Below are 20,031 nucleotides of genomic sequence, written 5' to 3'. Positions count from 1 at the left end.
CCCCGGTCCGCGGGACTACGCGCCCGCGATCCCTGGGACCTACTCGCCCGCGACTCGGGCGTCCCAGTAGGAGACCGAGGCGACGTAGTCCCCGGGTATCGTGTTCCCGATCAGCTCGTCGACGACGCGGAACGGTTTGGCGACGACGCTCGGGAGCCCGCGGTAGAACCCGTAGGGCAACACGAAGTCGTGTTCCTCGCCCGCGAGGGTCATCCCGACCTCCCCGAGCAAGTCCGCGACCTGCCGCTCCGAGTAGAGCCGCGAGCCCATCGGGAGCAGCCACGTGTACAGCACCCGGAGACTGCGGGCGTTGAACGTGTCGAAGAACACCTGATCGCTGCTCACTCGACGGAGCTCCCGCATGAACTCGAGCGGCTCGTCCATCAGGTGGAAGAAGCGCATCGCGACCACCGAGTCGAAGTGGTCGTCGGGAAACGGCAGTCTCGAGGCGTCACCCCGCAGGAACTCGACGGTGTCGGAGAGCCCCGCGTCGGCCGCGTTCTCCCGGCCCTGCTCGAGCATCTCCCTGGAGATGTCGAGTCCGACGATCTCCGCTCCCTGATCCGCGAGCATGGTCGTGAACCGACCGGTGCCGCAGGCGACCTCCAACACCCGGTGGCCGTCGTCGATCGGTCCGAGCGCGGAGAGCACCGCCTCCTTCTCGCGCCGGTCGATGAAGGCCCCGCCGCCGGAAAAGCGGAGGTCCTCGTACTCCTCGGCGACCTCGTCGGCCTGATACCAGTCCTGACCCTTCACGTTGTCTCCGGTGGACGCCGAACGACCAAAACCGTACTGGATGCGCGTCGCCCGGCAAAACGAGCGGCATCGCCGTGATATTAATACCTTATATAATAACGATCGTATACTCCTGTATGTAGCCAACCTTTACCACCGATCGGAAAGTTCTCCGGACGTATGAGTACCAGTCCCGTGGGGTCAGCCGACCAGGACCGTCTCACCGAGACCGAATACCGCGACCGTCTGCGCGAGCTTCCGCCGAGCGCCAAGCTCGTCGCGAAAGTTCTGGAGGGCGACGCGCCCCTCTCGCAGGGCGGACTCGCGGAGGAGTCGCTGCTCCCCGACCGTACGGTCCGCTACGCGCTCAACCGTCTCGAGGAGGAGGAGCTGGTCGATTCCCGCTACAGCTTCAAGGACGCCCGCAAGCAGGTCTACTTCCTGACGGTCTAGCTCGGGTTCACCGCTCGAGCCCGCCGTTTCACCACGGAGCCCTTTTCATCCTCGGCCCCGATGGTCACGCATATGGATCTGTCGGTCGTCGTCCCGACGCTCAACGGCCGGGACCGGTTAGCCGCCTGTCTCGACGCGTTGGCGGCGCACGCGCCGGACACGGAGGTGATCGTCGTCAACGGTCCGTCCGCGGACGGCACGACCGGCATGGTGCGGGATCGCGACGACGTCGACGTGCTCGTGGAGATCTCCGACCGGACCGTCAACGTCGCCCGTAACGCCGGCATCGAGGTGGCGGGCGGCGACGCGATCGCACTGGTCGACTACGACAAGCGGATCGGCGAGTCGTGGCTCGGGGCCGTCCGAGAGGGGCTCGTCGACGCCGACGTGGTGACCGGTCCCGTACGACCGACGGAAACGGAGTCGACCGGAGAAGACGGCTCGACCGGGGAAGACGGCTCGGACGGGCCGGAGCGCCGTCGGATCGCGGGTCGGTCGGTGACGTACTTCGTCGGCGGAAACGTCGCGTTCCGACGGGAGACGCTTCGCGACCTCGACGGGTTCGACGAGTACCTCCGGGTCGGCGGCGCGCGGGACGCCTCCCACCGGCTCGCACGGATGGACCGCGAGGTCGCCTGGCGCGCGGAGGCCGCGGTCCGCGAGGAGTCGCCGAGCCCGACCGCGGCCGACGGCGGCCGGACCGCCCGCGACTGGGGGTGGAAGTACCGGGCGCTCGCGTACCGACTCGTCAAGAACTACGGGATCCGTCCCACCGCGCTCGTTCGAACCGGCAAACACGCGGTCACGGACGCGGCGTCGGTCGCCCGCGACGTGGTCCGCGGCGAGGCCACGCCCTCGGGATGGGTCGCGAACGGTCGCGACGTGGTGACCGGAATCGTCTCCGGCGGGTCCGACGGGCTGGTGGCCCGCGCGCGCGACCGAAGCCCCGCACGCAACCCGAACGGCGTCTCGACGCGCGCGGACCGCGCGGTGTCCAGATACGACGCCCGGGAGTGAACGGAGCCGTCGTGAGCGGAGGCGTTGCCGGCGAGCGGTCGATCGCCATCCCCGCGCCTTTTACTTCCCGCGTCGCCAACGGTCGGTAACGAATGGGACTCACGAAGCGGATCATCCCCTGTATCGACGTCGACCTCGACGCCGACGGCGACGCCGCCGTCTACACCGGAGTCAACTTCGAGAACCTGGAGTACACCGGCGACCCCGTCGAGCTGGCGAAGAAGTACAACGCCGCGGGCGCCGACGAGTTCGTCTTCCTCGACATCACCGCCAGCGCCGAGGGGCGCGAGACGATGCTCGACGTGGTGAACGCGGTCGCTGACGAGTGTTTCATCCCGCTCACGGTCGGCGGCGGCATCCGGACGAAAGCCGACATCAAGGAGACGCTCCGGGCGGGCGCGGACAAGGTGTCGATCACGACCGGCGCGTTGGAGCGACCCGAACTGATCGAGGAGGGCGCGGCCGCCTTCGGCAGCCAGTGTATCGTCATCTCCGTCGACGCCCGGCGACGCCATGACGACGCGGGCGAACACTTCTACGAGGACGCCGACGGCGAGGCGGTGTGGTTCGAGTGTACGAAGAAGGGCGGTCGCGAGGGCACCGGGATCGACGCGGTCTCGTGGGCGAAGGAGGCCGAACGGCGGGGCGCGGGCGAGCTGTTCGTCAACTCCATCGACATGGACGGCACGAAGGACGGCTACGACGTCCCGCTGATGAAAGCCGTCTGTGACGCCGTCTCGACGCCCGTCATCGCCTCCTCCGGCTGTGGCGGCCCCGAGGACATGTACGAGGTGTTCACCGAGGCGAACGCGGACGCCGGGCTCGCCGCCTCCATCTTCCACTTCGGCGACTACTCCATCGAGGAGACGAAGGAGTACCTCGACGAACGCGGCGTTCCGGTTCGTCTATAGGGAGACGGATCGAACGTTCGATCATATTCTGACCGAATAGACGAATTTCGACGAACTTCTCGACCGATCGACGCCGATGGAGACGAACCAACAGGTATTATCCGATGGGCCATGAACGATCATGTATGTCCACGTCACCGATGCGTGTTCGCGGCGAGCGGCCGGAGATCGTCTGCCGATCGGCGGGTGAGGAGTCCCCGGACGCCGAGGTGACGTTCTTCGAGGCCGACCGCGACCCCGACGAGCGGACGACGCGGTGGATCACGGTGCGGGCGGGGGACTGCGTGCCGCGCGAGGAGTGGCGGTAAGTCGGCGAGTTCGGTTTTTCGGCGCCGACGGATGACACGTCGCCGACCTCCGGGTCGACATCGTTTTCTCGCCGGTCGCCGACGCTCCGGGCGTGTCCGATCCAACCGCACACCACGTCGGGATCACCGTCTCGGACCTCGATCATGCCGTCGCCTTCTACACCGAGGTCTTCGACCTCGACGTCGTCGCCGAGTTCTCCGTCGGCGGGGAGGCGTTCGCCGACGCGGTCGACGTCGCCGGCGCGTCCGCCGCGTTCGCCCATCTCGACGCCGACGGCGTCCGCGTGGAGCTCGTCGAGTACGACCCCGCGGGCGAACCGATGCCGGAGCGGTCGCTCGACCGGGCGGGCGCGACCCACCTCGGACTCTCCGTCGACGACGTCGAGGCGTTCCACGACGACCTCGATCCGGCGGTCGAGACGCTGAGCGAGCCGAGGACGACCGAGAGCGGGACGACGATCCTGTTCGTCAGGGACCCCGACGGCAACCCGGTCGAGGTCCTCGACGCCTGAAGGCGGGGAGACGGTCGCGCGGCCGTCGGCCCGCCGTCGCGGACTACGCGCTCGCCTCGCGCATCACGAGCAGCGACAGCGGCAGGCTCGCGGCGACGAGCCGTAGACGCCGCCGAGGATCGGTTCGACGCCGAACTCGAGGGCGAGCAGGTAGCCGGCCGCGAAGCCGGTCGGGTCACAGACGAGCGCGAGGAGGACGACCTGTCGCCCGAAGGGCTGTGCGTCGAACCAGCGGGGAAGCAGGCTCATGGGAGGGGAGCCGGTTCTCCCGCCTCGAGGAAAAACGTTCGAGAAACGGCTCCGTCGACCGGGGACTCCGGGCTCCCTATAGGACCTTCGTGCCGGGCTCGGCGTCCTCGTGGGTGGTGAGGAGGTCGGCCTCCTCGCCCGCGGCGAGCACCATGCCGTTCGACTCCACGCCGAACAGCTCCGCCTTCTCCATGTTGGCGAGCACGACGACCTTCGTTCCGGGGAGTTCCTCGACCGCGTGAAGGCCCTTGAGCCCCGCCACGATGGTGCGAGTCTCCGCGCCGAGGTCGACGCGGAGCTTCAGGAGGTCGTCCGCGCCCTCGATCTCCTCGGCCTCCTCGATCCGTCCGACGCGGACGTCCAGTTCCTGGAACTCCTCGAAGCTGATGCGGTCGTCGCTGATGGGGTCGATGTCGGTCATGGGTTCCTCGGTCGCGGTGTCGTCCGTTTCGTGGTCCTCTTCGTCTCCGCTTTCGTCCTCGGTCTCGTCGTCCGCGTCACCGTCCTCCGCCTCGGCGACGCGCGCCTCCAGCTTCGCGTTCAGCTCCTCGACGCGGTCGTCCTCGACCTTCTCGAACAGCTCCTCCGGCTCGGAGAGGTCGCCCTCGGGAGCCTCGCGGGCCGCGTCGACGGTCACGTCGTGGACGGAGCCCTCCTCGCCGAGCTGGTCCCACAGTCGCTCGCACTTCTCGGGCGCGATCGGCTCGAAGAGGACCGCGATCGCCTTGGCGATCGCCACGCAGTCGTGGATGACCCGTGCGGCCTCCTCGGGCTCGTCGTCGACGAGCTTCCACGGCTCGTTGTGCTGGATGTACTCGTTGCCGAAGCGCGCGAGGTCGGTCACGGCGTCGCCGAGCGCGCGCACGGAGTAGTCGTTGACGGCGGCCTCGACGTCGGCGATCGCCTCGTCGATCCGCTCGGCCACCTCCTCGCTCGTCGCGTCCGCGATGGGCGCGTCGTCGTAGTTGCGGTGCGCGAAGAGCAGCGAGCGGTAGAGGAAGTTTCCGACCGTCCCGACCAGTTCGGTGTTCACGCGGTCGCGGAACTTCTCCCACGAGAAGTCGACGTCCTGTTGGAACCCGCCGTTGGTCGCGAGGTAGTAGCGCAGCGGGTCGGGGTGGAACCCCTCCTCGAGGTACTCGTCGGCCCAGACGGCACGGTCGCGGCTGGTGGAAAAGCCCTTGCCGCCGAGCGTGACGAACCCGCTCGCCATCACCGCGCGCGGCTCGGCGTGACCCGTCGCCTCCAGCATCGCGGGCCAGAAGATCGTGTGGTGCTGGATGATGTCGCGGCCGATCACGTGGACGATCTCGCCGCCCTCGGGGTGGTCGTCGTCCGCACCCTCCTTCCAGGCGGCCTCCCAGTCGAAGACGTCCGAACCGACGCGCTCGGAGTACTGTTTCGTCGAGGAGACGTACTCGATCGGCGCGTCGACCCAGACGTAGAGGACGAGGTCTTGAGGATTCTCCCCCGGGAGGTCTATCCCCCAGTCCATGTCGCGGGTGATACACCAGTCCTGAAGCCCCTGTTCGATCCACTCGCGGGGCTGGTTCCGGGCGTTCGAGGTGCCCTCCAATCGGTCGAGGAAACCGGAGAGGTATTCGGAGAACTCGGAGACCTCGAAGAACTCGTGGGTGCGCTCGCGATACTCCGCGGGGTTCCCCGTGATCGTCGAGACTGGATCCTCGACCTCCCCGGGTTCGAGGTGTCGCTGACACCCCTCGTCGCACTCGTCGCCACGGGCGTGCGCGCCGCAGTACGGGCAGGTACCCTCGACGTAGCGGTCGGGGAGGTATTGGTCGTCGACGGGATCGTACGCGACCATGATCTCCTTCTCGTAGACGTGACCCGCCTCCTCGAGGTCGCGGACGAGCGCCTGGGTGATCTCGGTGTTCGTCTCGTCGTGGGTGTGGCCGTAGTTGTCGAACGCGACGTTGAACTTCGGGAACGTCTCGGCGTACCGTTCGTGCCAGTCGAGCGCGAACGCCTCGGGCGAGACGCCCTCCTGCTCGGCGTTGACCGCGACGGGCGTCCCGTGCATGTCGGAGCCCGAGACGAACGCGGTCTCCTGGCCGAGCCGTTCGAGCGCGCGGGCGTAGACGTCGCCGCCGACGTAGGTGCGGAGGTGCCCGATGTGGAGGTCGCCGTTGGCGTACGGCAGTCCACAGGTCACCACCGCCGGGTGCTCCGTGGGGAAGTCGTCGTGGCTCATGTGGCTGTGTATCTGGTACGTCGTGGATACGCGCCAAAAGCCCGCTGGTTTCCGGGTGCGGGATCACCCTCACGACGCCTCCCATCCGGCCGCCACTCACGACGCTCCCTCACCCGGCCGCCGCCTACAACGCTCTCCCACCCGGCCGCCGCCTACAACAACCGCCGAACGATCCGAGCCGCCTCCGGCGCGGTCGGCGCGAGGACGTACACGATCGGCTCGACGCCGACCGCCCCGGTCTGATAGCAGACGAGGGTATCGGTTCCGTCCGGGAGGTCCGCGGCCGCGACCGCGTCGGCGACCGCCTCCCGCGTCGGGCGCTCGGGGTCGAACTCGACGGTCGGGTGTGACTCGGCGAGTTCCGTGACGAGATCGGGGTCGTATCGGAGGTTCACCGCCCCGCGGGCCGACGAACCGGCCTCGCGGGCGGCGAGCAGCACGGTCGCGACGTGCTCGCTCACGCCGAACTCCGGCTCGCCGGGAACCATCGCGCGCCCCTTCACGTCGACGAGTCGTCCGGGGACGGCGGCCACGTCGTCGACGGAGCCCGCGTCCGCCAGACGCTCGACGACGTTCGCGCCGACGTTCGGGATGAGCCCGGCGAACCCGGAGGCGTTCGTCAGGGTCCGGAGTCCCCGCCGGACCGACGCGAGGACCGCCTCGCGCTCGCGGAGCCCGCTGTCGGGGTCGTGGACGGAGAAATCCACGTCGGCGGCCGCCAACTCGGGCATCGACTCCTCGTGGAGCTCCGCGAGGAGGTCGCCCTCCTCGAGTTGCCGGATCAGCACCTCTATCTCGACGAGCGCCGCGACGGGAGAGAGGTCGCCGCTCGCGAGCCCCTCGCCGATCCGATCCACGAGGTCGCGCACGCGCTCGTCGGCGACGATCCGCTCGTGGCGGGCCACGTCGCCGTGGGCGTACTTCGAGACGGCCGACTGCGAGATGCCGAGCGCGTCGGCGACCTCCCGCTGGGTGAACCCGCGCTCGCGGAGGTCCTCGGCCAGCATCGAGCGCACCGTCGGGAGGAACTCGTCGACGACGACCTCCTCGACGAACTTCATTCGGTCTCACCGTCCGATTCCGCCCCGTCATCGTCGTCGAACTCCGGATCCGAGCCGATCCGGGACGCCTGCGGGCCGTCCTGGTCCTGGTACTTCGACCCGCGCTCGTCGCCGTACGGCCGGTCTGCGGGGGACTTGAGCTCCGTGAACGTGAGCTGGGAGACGCGCATCCCCGGCGAGAGCGCGACCGGCGCGGTACCGAGGTTCGACAGCTCGAGCGTGATCTGGCCCTTGTATCCGGGGTCGCATAGCCCGGCGGTCGCGTGGACCACGATCGCGAGCCGGCCGAGCGACGACCGCCCCTCGACGTGTGCGACGAGGTCGTTCGGGATCTCGACGCGCTCGGTCGTCGTCCCGAGCACGAAGTCGCCGGGATGGAGGATGAACTCCTCGCCCTTCGGGACCGTGGTCTCCGTGACGTACTCGCCGACCTCGTCGGCCTCGGTCGGGTGGATACAGGGGATGTTGGTGCGCTGGAACTCCAGGAACCGCTCGCCGAGACGGAGGTCGACGCTCGCGGGCTGGACCTGCTGGTCGACGTCCGCGAGCGGCTCGATGGCGAGGTCCCCGGCCGCGAGGCGGTCGAGGATGTCCGCGTCCGACAGGATCATGCCGGGAGAGGGGACGGGTACGACCTAAAGGCTCCCGGAAGCCGTCGAGGGCATCGATCGGACGTCCCGCCCGAGAGAACAGAGCTATACCCGCGGCGGGGCTCCTCCCGGTATGAAACAGGCGATCGTCGCCCGCCGGGACCTCGGGATGGGCGAGGGGAAACTCGCCGCGCAGGTCGCACACGCGTCGCTTTCGGCCTACGAGGACACGGGCCGTCGAAGCCGAAAGAAGTGGAAGGGCTCGGGACAGAAGAAGGTCGTTCTCGGCGCCGACTCCGAGAGCCAGCTGTTCGAGCTCGCGGACAAGGCGGACACGGAGGGGATCCCGTACGCGGTCATCCGCGACGCCGGCCACACCGAGCTCGAGCCGGGAACGGTCACCGCGCTCGCGGTCGGCCCCGCGAGCGACGACCTCGTCGACCGCGTCACGGGCGACCTCCCCCTCTACTGAATGGTCGACCCTTCTCCTGACCCCTCTCCGGACGATCCCTCCCCTCGAACCCCTCGCGAGGCCCACCCCGTCGAGCGCGCGGTCGGCATCGACGGCTTCCTCAGCGACGCCCCCGGGATCGGCGGACGCCTCCGCGAGCGACCCGAGGACTTCCGCGTCACCGAGCTGGAGGCGTTCGAGCCGAACCCGCTCGATTCAGACCGTGGCGGCTACCCCGAGCTCGTCGTCCGCGCCACGCTCCGGAACTGGGACACGAACGACTTCGCGCGTCGGGTCTCCGACGCGCTCTCGATCAGCCGCGAGCGCGTCTCGTGGGCGGGAACGAAGGACAAACGCGCGGTGACGACCCAGCTGTTCACGCTTCGCGGCGTCGACCCCGGAGACCTTCCCGAGATCCGTGGCGTCGAGATCGAGCCGATCGGGCGGGCGGGCCGCGGGCTGTCGTTCGGCGACCTCGCCGGCAACGCCTTCGAGATCCGCGTCGTCGACGCGGTCGCGGAGAGCGAGGAGCGCGTCGCGGCCATCGCCCGCGACCTCCGGTCGTTCGCGGGTGCTGACCCCGACGACCCGGAGGCTCCCGTCGCGGTCCCCAACTACTTCGGCCAACAGCGGTTCGGCAGCGTCCGCCCGGTCACTCACCTTGTCGGGCTCGCGGTCGTCCGCGGCGACCTCCGCGAGGCGGTCCGGCTGTACGCCGGCAACCCCTCCGCGGCCGAGCCGGACGACACGCGTGCCGGCCGGCGGCGCGTCGACGACGCGTTCGGGGTCGAGACCGTCGAGCCGTCGGGGGACGACCGCGATACGGGCGACGACGACGTGGGCGACGACGACGCGGGTGACGACACCGCCGAGGACGACGCGGACGCGCCCGACCACGGCCACGCTCCCGGCGTCGTCGCCGACGGCACCGGAGACGGCGACTGGCGGGCGTGTCTCGAGGCGATGCCCCGAAAGCTCCGGTTCGAGCGCGGGATGCTCTCGCGGCTCGCCGAGGAGGAGGTCGATCCGGCCGCGCCGCCCGAGCACGACGACTGGTTGTACGCGCTCGAGGCGGTTCCCTCGAACCTCCAGCGGCTCTTCGTCAACGCGGCACAGTCCGTCCTCTTCAACCGAATCTTGAGCGAGCGACTCCGTCGAGGGCTCCCCTTCGACCGCCCGGTCGCGGGCGACGTGGCGTGTTTCGCCGACCGCGACGCCCCCGGCGGGCTGTACGCGCCCGACCCCGACCGCGAACAGCGGGTGACCGACGAGCGGGTGTCGGTGATGGAACGCCACTGCGCGCGCGGACGGGCGTTCGTCACCGCGCCGCTCGTCGGCACCGACACCGAACTCGCCGACGGCGAGCCCGGCGAGATCGAGCGGACGGTCCTCGACGACGCCGGGATAGAGCCCGCCGACTTCGCGCTTCCGGGCGAGTTCGACTCGACCGGAACCCGCCGGGCGATACAGGTCCGGACCGACCTCGAGGTGACGTTCGAGGCGGGCGACCCAACCTTCGCGTTCGCGCTCCCGAGCGGGTCGTACGCGACGGTCCTGCTGCGGGAGTTCACGAAGGTCGACCCGCTGGAGCGATAGCGGGTCGACTCCCGATCCGCCGACGTGTTGATCCACGAAAATGGATCACTTCGGCGTATCGTAGCCGAGAACCGACACGACCCTGCGACGGTTCCGAGCCGTTTTTGTGCCGCCCCCGCGGATCGACTCCATGACACGGATCGTCGTCTTGGACCTCCACGGCCAGTTCACCCACCTGGAGCGGCGTGCGCTCCGGGACATGGGCGTCGACACCGCTATCCTCGACGCCGACACGCCGCCGGCCGAGGTCGACGCGGACGGGGTCGTCCTCTCCGGCGGCCCCGACATGGACCGGATCGGGCGGGCGCGCGAGTACCTCGACCTCGAGATCCCCGTCTTCGGGATCTGCCTGGGGATGCAGGTGATCGCCGACGAGCGGGGCGGGCGCGTCGCCGGCGGCGACTACGGCGGGTACGCCGACGTCGACGTGGAGATCGTCGACGAGGCGGACCCGCTCGTCGGGTCGCTCGCGCCCGACACCCGCGTGTGGGCCTCCCACGCCGACGAGGTGAAGGAGCTGCCCGACGGCTTCTCCCACACCGCGACCTCCGACGTCTGCGGGATCGAGGCGATGTCGAACGTCGAGGAGGGGCTGTACGGCGTCCAGTGGCACCCCGAGGTCGCCCACACCGAGGAGGGTGAGGAAGTGTTCGAGAACTTCGTCGCCATCTGCGAGTCGGCGTAGGACGTTTCCGCGCCATCGGCGTCCTTCCCGTCCGAGTGGTGTGGAAACGGGGGGATCGACGAGATTTGATCCGGTCGACTCGAAGTCGCTACGAGCGTGAATGGCGTCTCCGAAACTCCAGTCGCTCGGCTGTGCGAATGTGATGATGTAACTGCGGCGAACACGTCCAAAGCCCCAGCCACGAGGACTCGCGCGACTCGGAGCGCGCTTCAGTCGCTCACTCCGTTCGCTCCTTCCAGTGTTACCATCGTCGGGCTTCGTCCTCGTGGCTGCCCCTTCGAGTCCCGTCCTCCGCGACCACCCCGCACCTCACGCCTCCCCAGCCTCGTCGCCGGACTACGTCCGGCTGCCAGAGGCGCGGAGCGCCTCGCTGCGGCTCCCTGCGGTCGCCGCGTCCCTCGCGCGTCGCTCTCGCCGGCGGCCAAGCCGCCGGCTGTCAGAGAGACCTCCGGTCTCTCCCTACTCGCGCCCTCTCGGGCGCTCGGAGGCGCGCGCCACCGCACGTGATCGCTTACCTCGATCGCTTCGTGATCTGTCCCTTGCCTGCGATCGACGCGAGTTCTCGAGACGGAACGCGGAAGCCGGAGAGATTTTCATCCGCGGGCGAGAACCTCGCAGCCGTGACCGCGACACAGGGGCGGCTCGCCGGGCTCTCCAAGTTCATCTTCCGCGCGCCGCGCTGGCCGCGAACGCTCGCGTTCGCCGTGCTCCTAGGCGGGCTCACGGGGATCGCCGTCTTCGACTCCGCCTCGACGATGGGGTCGAGGTACCCCGTGCTGCTCGTCGGCCAGGACGCCTGGCAGGGGATCGTCTTCCTCGGGGCGCCGACCGTCGTCGCCGCGCTCACGACGACGACGATCGACCGCGCGCTCGGCGGCGGGCTCACCAACGACCGGTCGGCGCTTCTGGCGCTCCTGTGCGAGCTGTTCGTCGTCGTCGTGCTCGTCGTCGCCGGCGTCTTCGCCGCCCTCCTCGGACTCTCCCAGCGGTTCGTCTTCGACGCGCTCGTCGTCGCGCTCGCGTCCATCTTCGCCCTCCGACTGCTCGCCGTCCTCGCGGTCTCGCGGGTCTCGCTGCCCGTCGCCAGCGTTCCCGCGTCGGTCCAGACGGTCGTCGCCGCCCTCCTGTTGTTCGTGTACGGCGGGACCGCACGCCTCCTCATCGACGGGGGGTCCGCCTACGAGGCGTACGTCGTGTTCCTCTCGCGAACCGACCAAGGGCCGCCCGTCTTCGACGCGGTGACCATCGACCACTTCCTGTTGTTGGGTGCGCTCTGTCTGCTCTACGCTGTCGCCGTCTGGGCGTTCCTCGTCGCGGTCGAGCGCCCCTGGCGGCGCGCGCTCGACGTCTCGGTGCTGGACTTCATCCGCGGATTCATCGGCTACGCCGCCGAGGAGTCCCGCGACCTGGAGCGGTTCTTCGAGCGGCTCGGACAGGAGGCGGTCGTCCCCGTCTCGGTACTCTCGTTTCGAACCCTCACCGAGGGCGAGGACCCGGACGACCGCGACGGCGACGCGACCACCGACGGCGGCACGGTCGATCCCGACCGGCTCGGCGAGGAGAAGGCCCGCTTCGTGTTGCCGATGATCCACCCCGGTCCGTTGGGCGAGATCGGCGGCGGTGACCTCCCTCGTCGGGTCGCGCTCTCGGCAGAGGGGATCGGGTTCCCGCCGCACGCGACCGCGGGCCACGACTTCAACCTCGTCTCCGAGACGGAGGTCGACTGCGTCATCGACGCCGCCGATCGCGCGCTCGACGGCGCGACGTTCCGGCGGGAGGGAACGGTCCCGCTCTCGGTCGAGTCCGGCGAGTCGTCGATGCTCGCCCAGGGGTTCGGCGACGCCGCGCTCGCGGTCTCCACGTTCGCGCCGGGTTCGGCCGACGACGTCGACTTCGCGGTCGGCCAGTCGGCGCGCGCGGAGTTCCGAAGCGACGGGGTGGAGGACGTGCTCTTAGTCGACGGTCACAACTGCCACACCGGGCTGTCGGGGGCCGGTCCCGACCTCGGACACGTCACGCCGGGGTCGAAACGCTCCTACGACCTGTACGACGCCGCCGGGCTCGCCGGGGAGGCGACGGCCCAGGCCGACCGCGGCCGGACGGAACTCGGCGTGGCGTGGGACCCGACCGAGTGGACGCCCGAGGAGGGGATCGGCCCGCTCGGCGTCCGCGTCGCGGTCACGCGCGTCGCCGGCGTCGAGGCCGCCTACGTCCTCATCGACGGCAACAACATGGTTCCCGGGCTCCGAGAGGACCTCCTCGCGACCGTTCGCGAGGCGACCGGGATCGACCACGTCGAGGTGATGACCACCGACAACCACGTCGTCAACAGCACCCGCGCGGACAACCGGGTCGGAGACGAGATCGACGCGGACGCGCTGTGCGAGACGGTCCGGTCGCTCGCGGTCGACGCGCACGAGGACCTCGAGCCCGTCGCCGTCGGCGGCGGGACGGAACGCACGACGGTGACGGTGTTCGGCAACGACCGAACCGAGACGCTGGCGACGCAGGCCAACGCCGCGCTCTCGCTCGGGGCGGCGTTGGCGGCGGCGGTGACGCTCTTCGCCATGTCGGTGAGCGTACTGTTGTTCTTCCTGACGTGAGCGCGCGGCGGGACTCCCCACGCGCGAAGCGGTGCCTCCGCTCGACGTGAAACGAACCGCAGGCGGGGAGGATAGGTCCGCCGCCTACTCCTCGAACAGTTCGTCGACGGCGTCGCCCGCGGCCTCCGTGGCCGCCTCGGCGACCGCCTCGGGGTCGGGGTCGTCGGGGCCGTCCGGGGCGTTCAGGTAGACGTCCACGTCGAGGACGCCGTCCTCGAAGGTGATCGTGACGTCGAGGTCGGTCACGGCCGACTGGTCGTAGCGTTTGAAAACGACGCCCTCGGCCGCCTCGGCGGCGGTCCGGACGACCTCCTCGTCGGTGGGGTCGGCGTCGGCTTTCCCGTCGCTCGACGCGTCCTCGTTCATCGGTCGTTACGCGCCGCCCGCGCCCGGGCCGCCGGGACCCATCGGGCCGCCGCCGGCGCCGCCCTGGAGCATCTGCTGGAGCTCGCCCTGGAGGTCGTCGAACTGCTCTTGAACGCGCTCCTCCTGCTTCTCGAGCTGCTCGACGCGGACCTCGAGGGAGTCGACCTTGTTCTCGAGGTCGTCGTAGGCGGACTCGTAGTCGGTCTCGACGAGGACCTCGCCGATCTCGCGGTACATGCCGGCATCCTCGTCGACGTCCTCGAGGGCGTCGAGCGCCGTCTTCGACTCGTTGAGCGCCGTCTTCGCCTGCTCCTTCTGCTCCGCGACCTGCTGTGCGGTCTCCTGCAGCTCCTGAAGCTCCTCTATCTTCTCCTGTGCCTCGGGCGGCATGTTCCCTTGCATGGGTGGACCGAGACGGTCCGGAGGGAAAAACCCCCGACTTCTCTCCCGAGGACGAGAACCGTCGAGAATGGACGGAAGACGGTTCGAAACGGGAAAACGTGGGAACGCCGACCGGCGCGCTACCGATCCCGGCTCACGCGCTCGGCGACCGCGACCAGTCGCGACCAGCTGGTGATCCCCGCCCGTAGCGCGACGAGGTCCGTGGCGGTCACGCGGACGCGAACGGTGGATCCGTCCCGAGAGACGGTCGCCCGCGACCGCGACTCGTCGAGCTCGCCGACCTCGGGCGCGAGCGCGTCGGCGACGGTCCTCGCCCGGGGCTCGTCGGGGTACTCGAAGGAGAGAAGCGTCCCGTGGTCGCGGTCGGCCTCGCCCGCCGGCGTGGCGTCGGTGGGTTCGGTCGTCGACGCGTCGCGGTCGGTCACGGCGGGGGTCCGGCTACTCGACGTCGACTTCCTTGATGTCGCCGCCGCGCTCCTTCAGGAGGACGCGGTGGCCACAGTAGGGACAGCGGACGCCGCCGTACTCGTCGAGCGTGACGTCGCGCTTACAGCGGGAACACTTGTAACTCATTATTCCTCGTCGGCGAGCGCGGCGCGGATGGAGCGGCGGACGGTCCGACCGCCGGGAGTCTCGGGGCGGTAGGCCCCGCCGGTGAACGTCTCGCCCGTCTCCTCGTTCACCCAGATGCCGGTGCCGACGCGCTTGACGTCGTCGCCGTCGACGGTCGCGTTGCGCATCTCCGCTTCGATGTCCTTGACCCGCTTTCTGGCGACGCGGCCGTACCGGGCCCCGAATCGGCCCGCGCTGCCGGTGCTTCGTGCCTTGTCCTCAGCCATAGTGTGCCCGAATACCCCGAGCGTGCGTAAAAAGGCTACGAGTCGGCCACGCCCGTGCGTCTCCGTGGCGCGTTCCGTTCGTTCTCCACTCGATGGCCGCTCCCGTTCGTTCTCTTCCCGATGGCCGCTCGCTCTCCTCGCGGTAACCCGAGCGGTTTCCACCACAACGACTAATACAACTTAGTGATATTACTCGGTCGTACCATGGAGTTCGACGGCTTCAGCGACGTGAGCGAGACGGACGTAACGCGCGCCATCGGTCGGGACTGGTCCGAGGAGTTCCTCGAGTTCTCCGAAAGCGATGCCATCGTGATCGGGGGCGGCCCGTCCGGACTGATGGCGGCGAAGGAGCTCGCCGACCGCGGCGTGAAGGTGATGGTCGTCGAGAAGAACAACTACCTCGGCGGCGGCTTCTGGCTCGGCGGCTTCCTCATGAACAAGGTGACCGTCCGCGACCCCGCCCAGGAGGTGCTCGCCGACCTCGGCGTCGACTTCGAGCCCGCCGACGGCGTCGAGGACCTCTACGTCGCCAACGGACCGACGGCGTGTTCCGGACTGATCAAGGCGGCCTGCGACGCGGGAGCCAAGATCCAGAACATGACCGAGTTCACCGACCTCGTCGTCCGCGAGGACCACCGCGTCGGCGGGATCGTGATGAACTGGACGCCCGTCCACGCGCTCCCGCGGGAGATCACCTGCGTCGACCCGATCGCGGTGGAGGCCGACGTGGTGATCGACGCCACCGGTCACGAGGCGGTCGCGATCTCCAAGCTCGACGAGCGCGGCGTGTTCTCCGCGCCCGGGATCGAACACGCCAACGAGCACGACGGGGGGATGGACGCGACGGGCGACGACGAGTACGGCGCGCCGGGCCACGACTCGCCGGGCCACGACTCGATGTGGGTCGGCGAGAGCGAGGACGCGGTCGTCGAACACACCGGCGTCGTCCACGACGGGCTCGTCGCGAGCGGCATGGCGGTCGCGACGGCCTACGGGCTCCCGCGGATGGGGCCGACCTTCGGCGCGATGCTCGTCTCCGGCAAGCGCGCGGCACAGGCCGCACTCGACGAGCTCGGCGTCGACGCCGGCGACGTCGAACTCTCCTCGCGGCCCGCCCCTGCCGACGACTGACCGACGACCGGCTTCGACCCCCCGTTTCGGTCGATCTAGCTCGGATCGACCGTGCCCGCGGTGACCCGCGCGAACCCCGCGATCTCGCGCGTCGTGGTCGCGTCCGAACACCGCTCGTGGATCCCGCGGTGGGCGGCCAGCGCCCGCGCGTCGAGGACCTCGACCGCTCGACGCTTCCGGGCCCCTCGGTCGTCCCATCCCGCCGGAGCCACGGCCCGGACGATCCCGGCGAACGCCGGATTGAGGAGGCGGCCGAGCGGTCGGGTGCTCCGTGCGAGCCCCGCGATACAGACTCGACCCGGCCGCCGGTGCCGGGGTCGCTTCGTTTCGGTTCCCGCGTCGGCAACGAGACGACACCACCCGTCGACCGCGCTCGTGGGGTCCTCGAACGTGCCGGTGAGAAACGTCGCGAGCACCGCATCGACCTCGAGCGATCGGAACTCCTCGATCCCGTCGTCGATATCGGTTCCTGCCGGCATCGGCGGCCGTCTCGCGTCCGCGCGGGCGACGTGGACGTTCCGCCAGCCCGCCCGTTCGATCCGGCCACGAGCGCGGTCGAGCATCCCGGCCGAGACGTCGAGTCCGATCACGGTTCCGCCCGGACCGGCTCGCTCGCGGAGAAGCGACAGGTTCGCGCCGGTTCCACACCCCATCTCGACGACGACGTCGCCGCGCCCCGGATCGAGCACGTCGACGATCCGCCGGCGGAGCCCGCCGACGAGCGGCGTATCGGCGGCGATCCGGTCGTAGAGCCCGGCGTGGCGCGTGTACGGCGCCGTGGTCGCGGGTCCGATCACGGCTTCCTCGCCCCGCGAGTCGGCACGCGGCTCATTCCCGGCGGACCTCGAGTTCGTCGTCGACCCGGAACCGGACCCCGTCCGGCGCCTCGAAGACGAGCTCCGCGTCCCCGACCGTGACCGGCCACGACATCACCGTGGCGATGCGATCCCAGCCGGGATCGATCCCGTTCGTCGTGAAGAAGTCGGCCATCGCCCCCCGGTCGCCGACGGCGTAGAGCGGGTGTGCAATGTGGCGGCGTCCGCAGTGGGTACACGCGAACCGGATCAATCCGTCGTAGTTCACGTGACGGAACCCGTATCCGTCGTCCCCCGGATTCTCGCCGTCCGCGGGCGGGAGCGTGATCGCCACGTCGTGTCCGCAGTTCGGACAGAACCCGTCGGCCATCGATCGAAAGGTGTGCGCCGACCGGAGATGCGAGCGTTCGAAAGCGGTCTCGATGTCGATCCCCGACACGCCCGACGGCGGGTACGAGAGCGATGCGAGCGTTCCGTTGGCGACGAGTTCGTGATCGATCAGTCCGATACACTCCCGACACTGCGTCACGAGATACCCCCTGCGATAGAAGGCCTGGATGCCCCCTCCACAGCGGTAACACTTCCCGTCGATCCGCGTGGCCTCGACGCTGGGATCGTCGGTGAACGCGCCGGTTCGCCGGAGCCGGATCACCTCCCGGCCGGGCTCCGCGAGCCGATACCCGGTCTCGGTCTTCGTGACGAAACGGTCGGTGAGCTTGTCGAGGTGGTAACTGAACCGGCCGCTGTCCTCGACGCCGACGTCGGCTTTGATCGTCGAGTACGTGGCGTTGCCCGCGAGCGGTCCGGACGCGACCGTCCGTTCGTACAGCGAATCGAGGATGGCGAGCCTGACCTCGCTGTCGAGAACGGAGAACGCGAGCGCGTCACGGGATCGAGCCGAGGCGAGGCCTTCCATTCGTCGATCCACAGTGTTAGTAAGTTCATATGTATTTCGTTCCAGATGACATTTCGTGTCGCACGACGGTCCGAACGGCGCCCGACTCGGTCGGTGGACGAACGACCGGATCGATGCATCGCCGGTTCGATCGGTGTCCCGCCGGGACCGGTATTCGACCCGCCGTGCGACCGCGAATCCGTCGTGATCGACCCGGATCGTTTCTCGTCGTTCGTCCGTATTGAGGTTCCTGGACGCCTCTATGTGCGGTTTCTTCTATCGCACTGATCGCGGCTCGACCGTGTGGCTTTTTCCGGGGCTGCACCGAACGAAGGGTATGCGAAACGCCAAGATCGTCTGTACGCTGGGTCCGGCGTCGGACGACCGGGACGCGATCCGCGGTCTCGCCGCCGCGGGGATGTCGGTCGCCCGACTCAACGCCAGCCACGGGACGACGGCCCACCGCGAGGACGTCATCGAACGCGTCCGCGACGTCGACGACGCGATCGACGACCCGCTCGCGGTGATGGTCGACCTGAAGGGCCCCGAGGTTCGAACCGCCGAGATCGACGAGCCGATCACGATCGAGACCGACGCCGAGGTGACGTTCCACGAGGGCACGGACGCGACGCCCGAGCGCGTCGGGCTCACCCACTCGATCGCCGCGGCGGCTTCCGGCGACACGATCCTCCTGGACGACGGCCGGATCGAGTGCCGCGTCGAGCGAGTCGACGGGGACGGTTCGGTCGTCTCGCGGGTGGTCTCCGGGGGCGAACTCGGCTCTCGAAAGGGGGTCAACCTCCCGGGAGTCGCGATCGACGTCGACCTCATCACGCCGGAGGACGAGGAGGAACTCCGGCTCGCCGCACGCGCGGACGCCGACTTCGTCGCCGCCTCGTTCGTCCGCGACGCGGACGACGTCTACCGGATCGCCGACCGCCTCGAGGAGTACGGCGGCGACGACATTCCGGTGATAGCGAAGATCGAGCGCGCCGGGGCGGTCGAGAACCTCTCGGGCATCGTCGACGCCGCCGACGGGGTCATGGTCGCCCGCGGCGACCTCGGCGTCGAGTGTCCGCTCGAGGACGTGCCCATGATCCAGAAACGGATCATCCGCACCTGCGTCGACCGTGGCGTTCCGGTGATCACGGCGACCGAGATGTTGGATTCGATGGTCCGCTCCCGACGGCCCACCCGCGCGGAGGCCTCGGACGTCGCCAACGCGGTCCTCGACGGGACCGACGCGGTGATGCTCTCGGGCGAGACCGCCATCGGCGACCACCCGATCCGGGTCGTCGAGACGATGGACCGGATCGTCCGCGAGGTCGAGACGAGCGAGGAGTACGCCGAGACGCGCGAACAGCGGGTGCCGACCGCCGCCGCCGACTCCCGAACCGAGGCGCTGGCGCGCTCGGCGCGCTACCTCGCGCGCGACATCGGCGCGTCGACCGTCGTCGCGGTCTCCGAGTCCGGCTACACCGCCCGGAAGACGGCCATGTTCCGCCCGGGCGTTCCGGTGGTCGCGACCACGCCGGACGACCGCGTGCGCCGCCAGCTCGCGCTGTCGTGGGGCGTCCAGCCGGTCACCACCGAGTACGCCCACGACATGGAGACCGTCCTCGACAACGCGGTCGACGCCGCCCTCGACACGGGCGCGGCCGCCTCCGGCGACACGCTCGTGGTCCTCTCGGGGATGTTGACCGAACTCGAGGGGACGAACACCACGAACACGCTGAAGGTCCACATCGCGGCCGAGACGGTCGCCACCGGGAAGGCGGTCGTCGCCGGCCGCGTGGCCGCGCCGGTCCGCCGGAGCGCCGACGGCGACCTCTCCGCGGTTCCGGAGGGATCGATCGTCGCGCTCGGACCCGACTTCGAGGGCGAGTTCACCGGCGACCTCGACCGAATCGCCGGGATCGTCGACGCCCGCCCCGGAATGACCGGCTACCCCGCCGTCGTCGCCCGCGAGCTGGGCGTGCCGATGGTCTCCGGCGTGACGATACCCGACTCCGTCGCTGACGGGACCACGCTGACGCTCGACGGCGAGCGCGGCGTCGTGTACGACGGGGACGTGATCGCGCCGGCCCGGCGACGATAACGCTCGATCGGGGTTCGCCCGTTGAATCGCGTCCGTCGAGTCGCGCCCGACGAGTTGCATCGGTCGAGTCGTCTCCGTCGAGTCCCACCCGCCAGCCATTTA

General features: G+C 69.6%; 22 protein-coding genes and 1 pseudogene. 11 read left to right on the top strand and 12 right to left on the bottom strand.

Translation table 11 applies throughout. From position 1 onward, the window contains the following. Window positions 1-39: 39 nt before the first annotated feature. The gene (locus OKW78_RS08835; RefSeq protein ID WP_281194820.1) at window positions 40-756 is read right to left on the bottom strand and encodes a class I SAM-dependent methyltransferase; all 717 of its coding nucleotides are present in this window, start codon (window positions 754-756) and stop codon (window positions 40-42) included. A 159-nt stretch (window positions 757-915) separates the two neighbouring features. Here OKW78_RS08835 and OKW78_RS08830 point away from each other — a divergent pair, with 159 nt between their 5' ends. From OKW78_RS08830 to OKW78_RS08810, 5 genes are all read left to right on the top strand, one after another. Further along, on the top strand, window positions 916-1,188 hold the full coding sequence (locus OKW78_RS08830) for a helix-turn-helix domain-containing protein (protein ID WP_122105299.1): 273 nt from the start codon (window positions 916-918) through the stop codon (window positions 1,186-1,188). Window positions 1,189-1,260: 72 nt separating this feature from the next. Continuing rightward, window positions 1,261-2,205 (top strand): glycosyltransferase family 2 protein, encoded by a 945-nt coding sequence (locus OKW78_RS08825; protein WP_281194819.1) that lies wholly within the window; start codon window positions 1,261-1,263, stop codon window positions 2,203-2,205. Window positions 2,206-2,297: 92 nt separating this feature from the next. Next, window positions 2,298-3,116 (top strand): imidazole glycerol phosphate synthase subunit HisF, encoded by an 819-nt coding sequence (gene hisF / locus OKW78_RS08820; RefSeq protein WP_281194818.1) that lies wholly within the window; start codon window positions 2,298-2,300, stop codon window positions 3,114-3,116. Window positions 3,117-3,241: 125 nt separating this feature from the next. After that, window positions 3,242-3,424, top strand: coding sequence for a hypothetical protein (locus OKW78_RS08815; protein ID WP_281194817.1), 183 nt, complete (start codon window positions 3,242-3,244; stop codon window positions 3,422-3,424). A 92-nt stretch (window positions 3,425-3,516) separates the two neighbouring features. Continuing rightward, entirely contained in the window at window positions 3,517-3,936 is a 420-nt protein-coding gene (locus tag OKW78_RS08810) for a VOC family protein (RefSeq protein WP_281194816.1), read from the top strand. A 43-nt stretch (window positions 3,937-3,979) separates the two neighbouring features. Here OKW78_RS08810 and OKW78_RS08805 read toward each other — a convergent pair. The 4 genes and pseudogenes from OKW78_RS08805 to dcd all read right to left on the bottom strand — a co-directional run bounded on the left by OKW78_RS08805 (window position 3,980) and on the right by dcd (window position 8,069). Continuing rightward, window positions 3,980-4,185: pseudogene (locus OKW78_RS08805) on the bottom strand (hypothetical protein). Between the two features lie 76 nt (window positions 4,186-4,261). Beyond that, window positions 4,262-6,397, bottom strand: coding sequence for a methionine--tRNA ligase (gene metG, locus OKW78_RS08800; RefSeq protein WP_281194815.1), 2,136 nt, complete (start codon window positions 6,395-6,397; stop codon window positions 4,262-4,264). A gap of 152 nt (window positions 6,398-6,549) precedes the next feature. After that, window positions 6,550-7,458, bottom strand: coding sequence for a thiamine-phosphate synthase family protein (locus OKW78_RS08795; protein WP_281194814.1), 909 nt, complete (start codon window positions 7,456-7,458; stop codon window positions 6,550-6,552). Further along, window positions 7,455-8,069 carry a dCTP deaminase gene (dcd, locus tag OKW78_RS08790; RefSeq protein ID WP_281194813.1) on the bottom strand — a complete coding sequence of 205 codons (615 nt, stop codon included), beginning with the start codon at window positions 8,067-8,069 and terminating at the stop codon, window positions 7,455-7,457. The genes OKW78_RS08795 and dcd overlap by 4 nt, the downstream gene beginning before the upstream one ends. Before the next feature lie 112 nt (window positions 8,070-8,181). Between dcd and pth2 the strand changes: the two genes are divergently transcribed. The 4 genes from pth2 to OKW78_RS08770 all read left to right on the top strand — a co-directional run bounded on the left by pth2 (window position 8,182) and on the right by OKW78_RS08770 (window position 13,383). Then, entirely contained in the window at window positions 8,182-8,520 is a 339-nt protein-coding gene (gene pth2, locus OKW78_RS08785; RefSeq protein WP_122105288.1) for a peptidyl-tRNA hydrolase Pth2, read from the top strand. After that, window positions 8,521-10,095 (top strand): tRNA pseudouridine(13) synthase TruD, encoded by a 1,575-nt coding sequence (gene truD / locus OKW78_RS08780; protein ID WP_281194812.1) that lies wholly within the window; start codon window positions 8,521-8,523, stop codon window positions 10,093-10,095. It abuts the gene before it with no gap. A 130-nt stretch (window positions 10,096-10,225) separates the two neighbouring features. Beyond that, the gene (locus tag OKW78_RS08775) at window positions 10,226-10,780 is read left to right on the top strand and encodes a GMP synthase subunit A (RefSeq protein ID WP_281194811.1); all 555 of its coding nucleotides are present in this window, start codon (window positions 10,226-10,228) and stop codon (window positions 10,778-10,780) included. Window positions 10,781-11,400: 620 nt separating this feature from the next. Further along, entirely contained in the window at window positions 11,401-13,383 is a 1,983-nt protein-coding gene (locus OKW78_RS08770) for a DUF2070 family protein (protein ID WP_281194810.1), read from the top strand. Window positions 13,384-13,467: 84 nt separating this feature from the next. On the opposite strand, the gene OKW78_RS08765 is transcribed toward OKW78_RS08770, so the two are convergent. From OKW78_RS08765 to OKW78_RS08745, 5 genes are all read right to left on the bottom strand, one after another. Continuing rightward, window positions 13,468-13,749, bottom strand: coding sequence for a DUF3194 domain-containing protein (locus OKW78_RS08765; protein WP_281194809.1), 282 nt, complete (start codon window positions 13,747-13,749; stop codon window positions 13,468-13,470). Between the two features lie 6 nt (window positions 13,750-13,755). Further along, the gene (locus OKW78_RS08760; RefSeq protein ID WP_122105359.1) at window positions 13,756-14,139 is read right to left on the bottom strand and encodes a prefoldin subunit beta; all 384 of its coding nucleotides are present in this window, start codon (window positions 14,137-14,139) and stop codon (window positions 13,756-13,758) included. 131 nt (window positions 14,140-14,270) lie between these two features. Then, complete coding sequence (locus tag OKW78_RS08755) at window positions 14,271-14,576, bottom strand: KEOPS complex subunit Pcc1 (RefSeq protein ID WP_281194808.1); 306 nt, start codon at window positions 14,574-14,576, stop codon at window positions 14,271-14,273. A gap of 13 nt (window positions 14,577-14,589) precedes the next feature. Beyond that, window positions 14,590-14,724, bottom strand: a complete 135-nt coding sequence (locus OKW78_RS08750) for a DNA-directed RNA polymerase subunit P (RefSeq protein ID WP_007994536.1) — start codon at window positions 14,722-14,724, stop codon at window positions 14,590-14,592. Then, window positions 14,724-14,990 carry a 50S ribosomal protein L37ae gene (locus tag OKW78_RS08745; protein ID WP_122105282.1) on the bottom strand — a complete coding sequence of 89 codons (267 nt, stop codon included), beginning with the start codon at window positions 14,988-14,990 and terminating at the stop codon, window positions 14,724-14,726. Before OKW78_RS08745 ends, OKW78_RS08750 begins: the two co-directional genes overlap by 1 nt. 204 nt (window positions 14,991-15,194) lie before the next feature. Here OKW78_RS08745 and OKW78_RS08740 point away from each other — a divergent pair, with 204 nt between their 5' ends. After that, window positions 15,195-16,121 (top strand): sulfide-dependent adenosine diphosphate thiazole synthase, encoded by a 927-nt coding sequence (locus OKW78_RS08740; protein WP_281194807.1) that lies wholly within the window; start codon window positions 15,195-15,197, stop codon window positions 16,119-16,121. 35 nt (window positions 16,122-16,156) lie between these two features. Here OKW78_RS08740 and OKW78_RS08735 read toward each other — a convergent pair whose 3' ends face one another. Together OKW78_RS08735 and OKW78_RS08730 are read right to left on the bottom strand one after the other, a co-directional pair. Then, window positions 16,157-16,918 carry a methyltransferase domain-containing protein gene (locus tag OKW78_RS08735; RefSeq protein WP_281194806.1) on the bottom strand — a complete coding sequence of 254 codons (762 nt, stop codon included), beginning with the start codon at window positions 16,916-16,918 and terminating at the stop codon, window positions 16,157-16,159. 31 nt (window positions 16,919-16,949) lie between these two features. Continuing rightward, window positions 16,950-17,852, bottom strand: coding sequence for a hypothetical protein (locus OKW78_RS08730; protein WP_281194805.1), 903 nt, complete (start codon window positions 17,850-17,852; stop codon window positions 16,950-16,952). Window positions 17,853-18,168: 316 nt separating this feature from the next. Between OKW78_RS08730 and pyk the strand changes: the two genes are divergently transcribed. Then, on the top strand, window positions 18,169-19,929 hold the full coding sequence (gene pyk / locus OKW78_RS08725; RefSeq protein WP_281194804.1) for a pyruvate kinase: 1,761 nt from the start codon (window positions 18,169-18,171) through the stop codon (window positions 19,927-19,929). The last annotated feature ends 102 nt before the right edge of the window (window positions 19,930-20,031 follow it).

The sequence above is a fragment of the Halorubrum sp. F4 genome (assembly GCF_027257195.1).
In the GTDB taxonomy this organism is placed as follows: domain Archaea; phylum Halobacteriota; class Halobacteria; order Halobacteriales; family Haloferacaceae; genus Halorubrum.
This window is presented reverse-complemented; position numbering and strand designations above follow the sequence as displayed.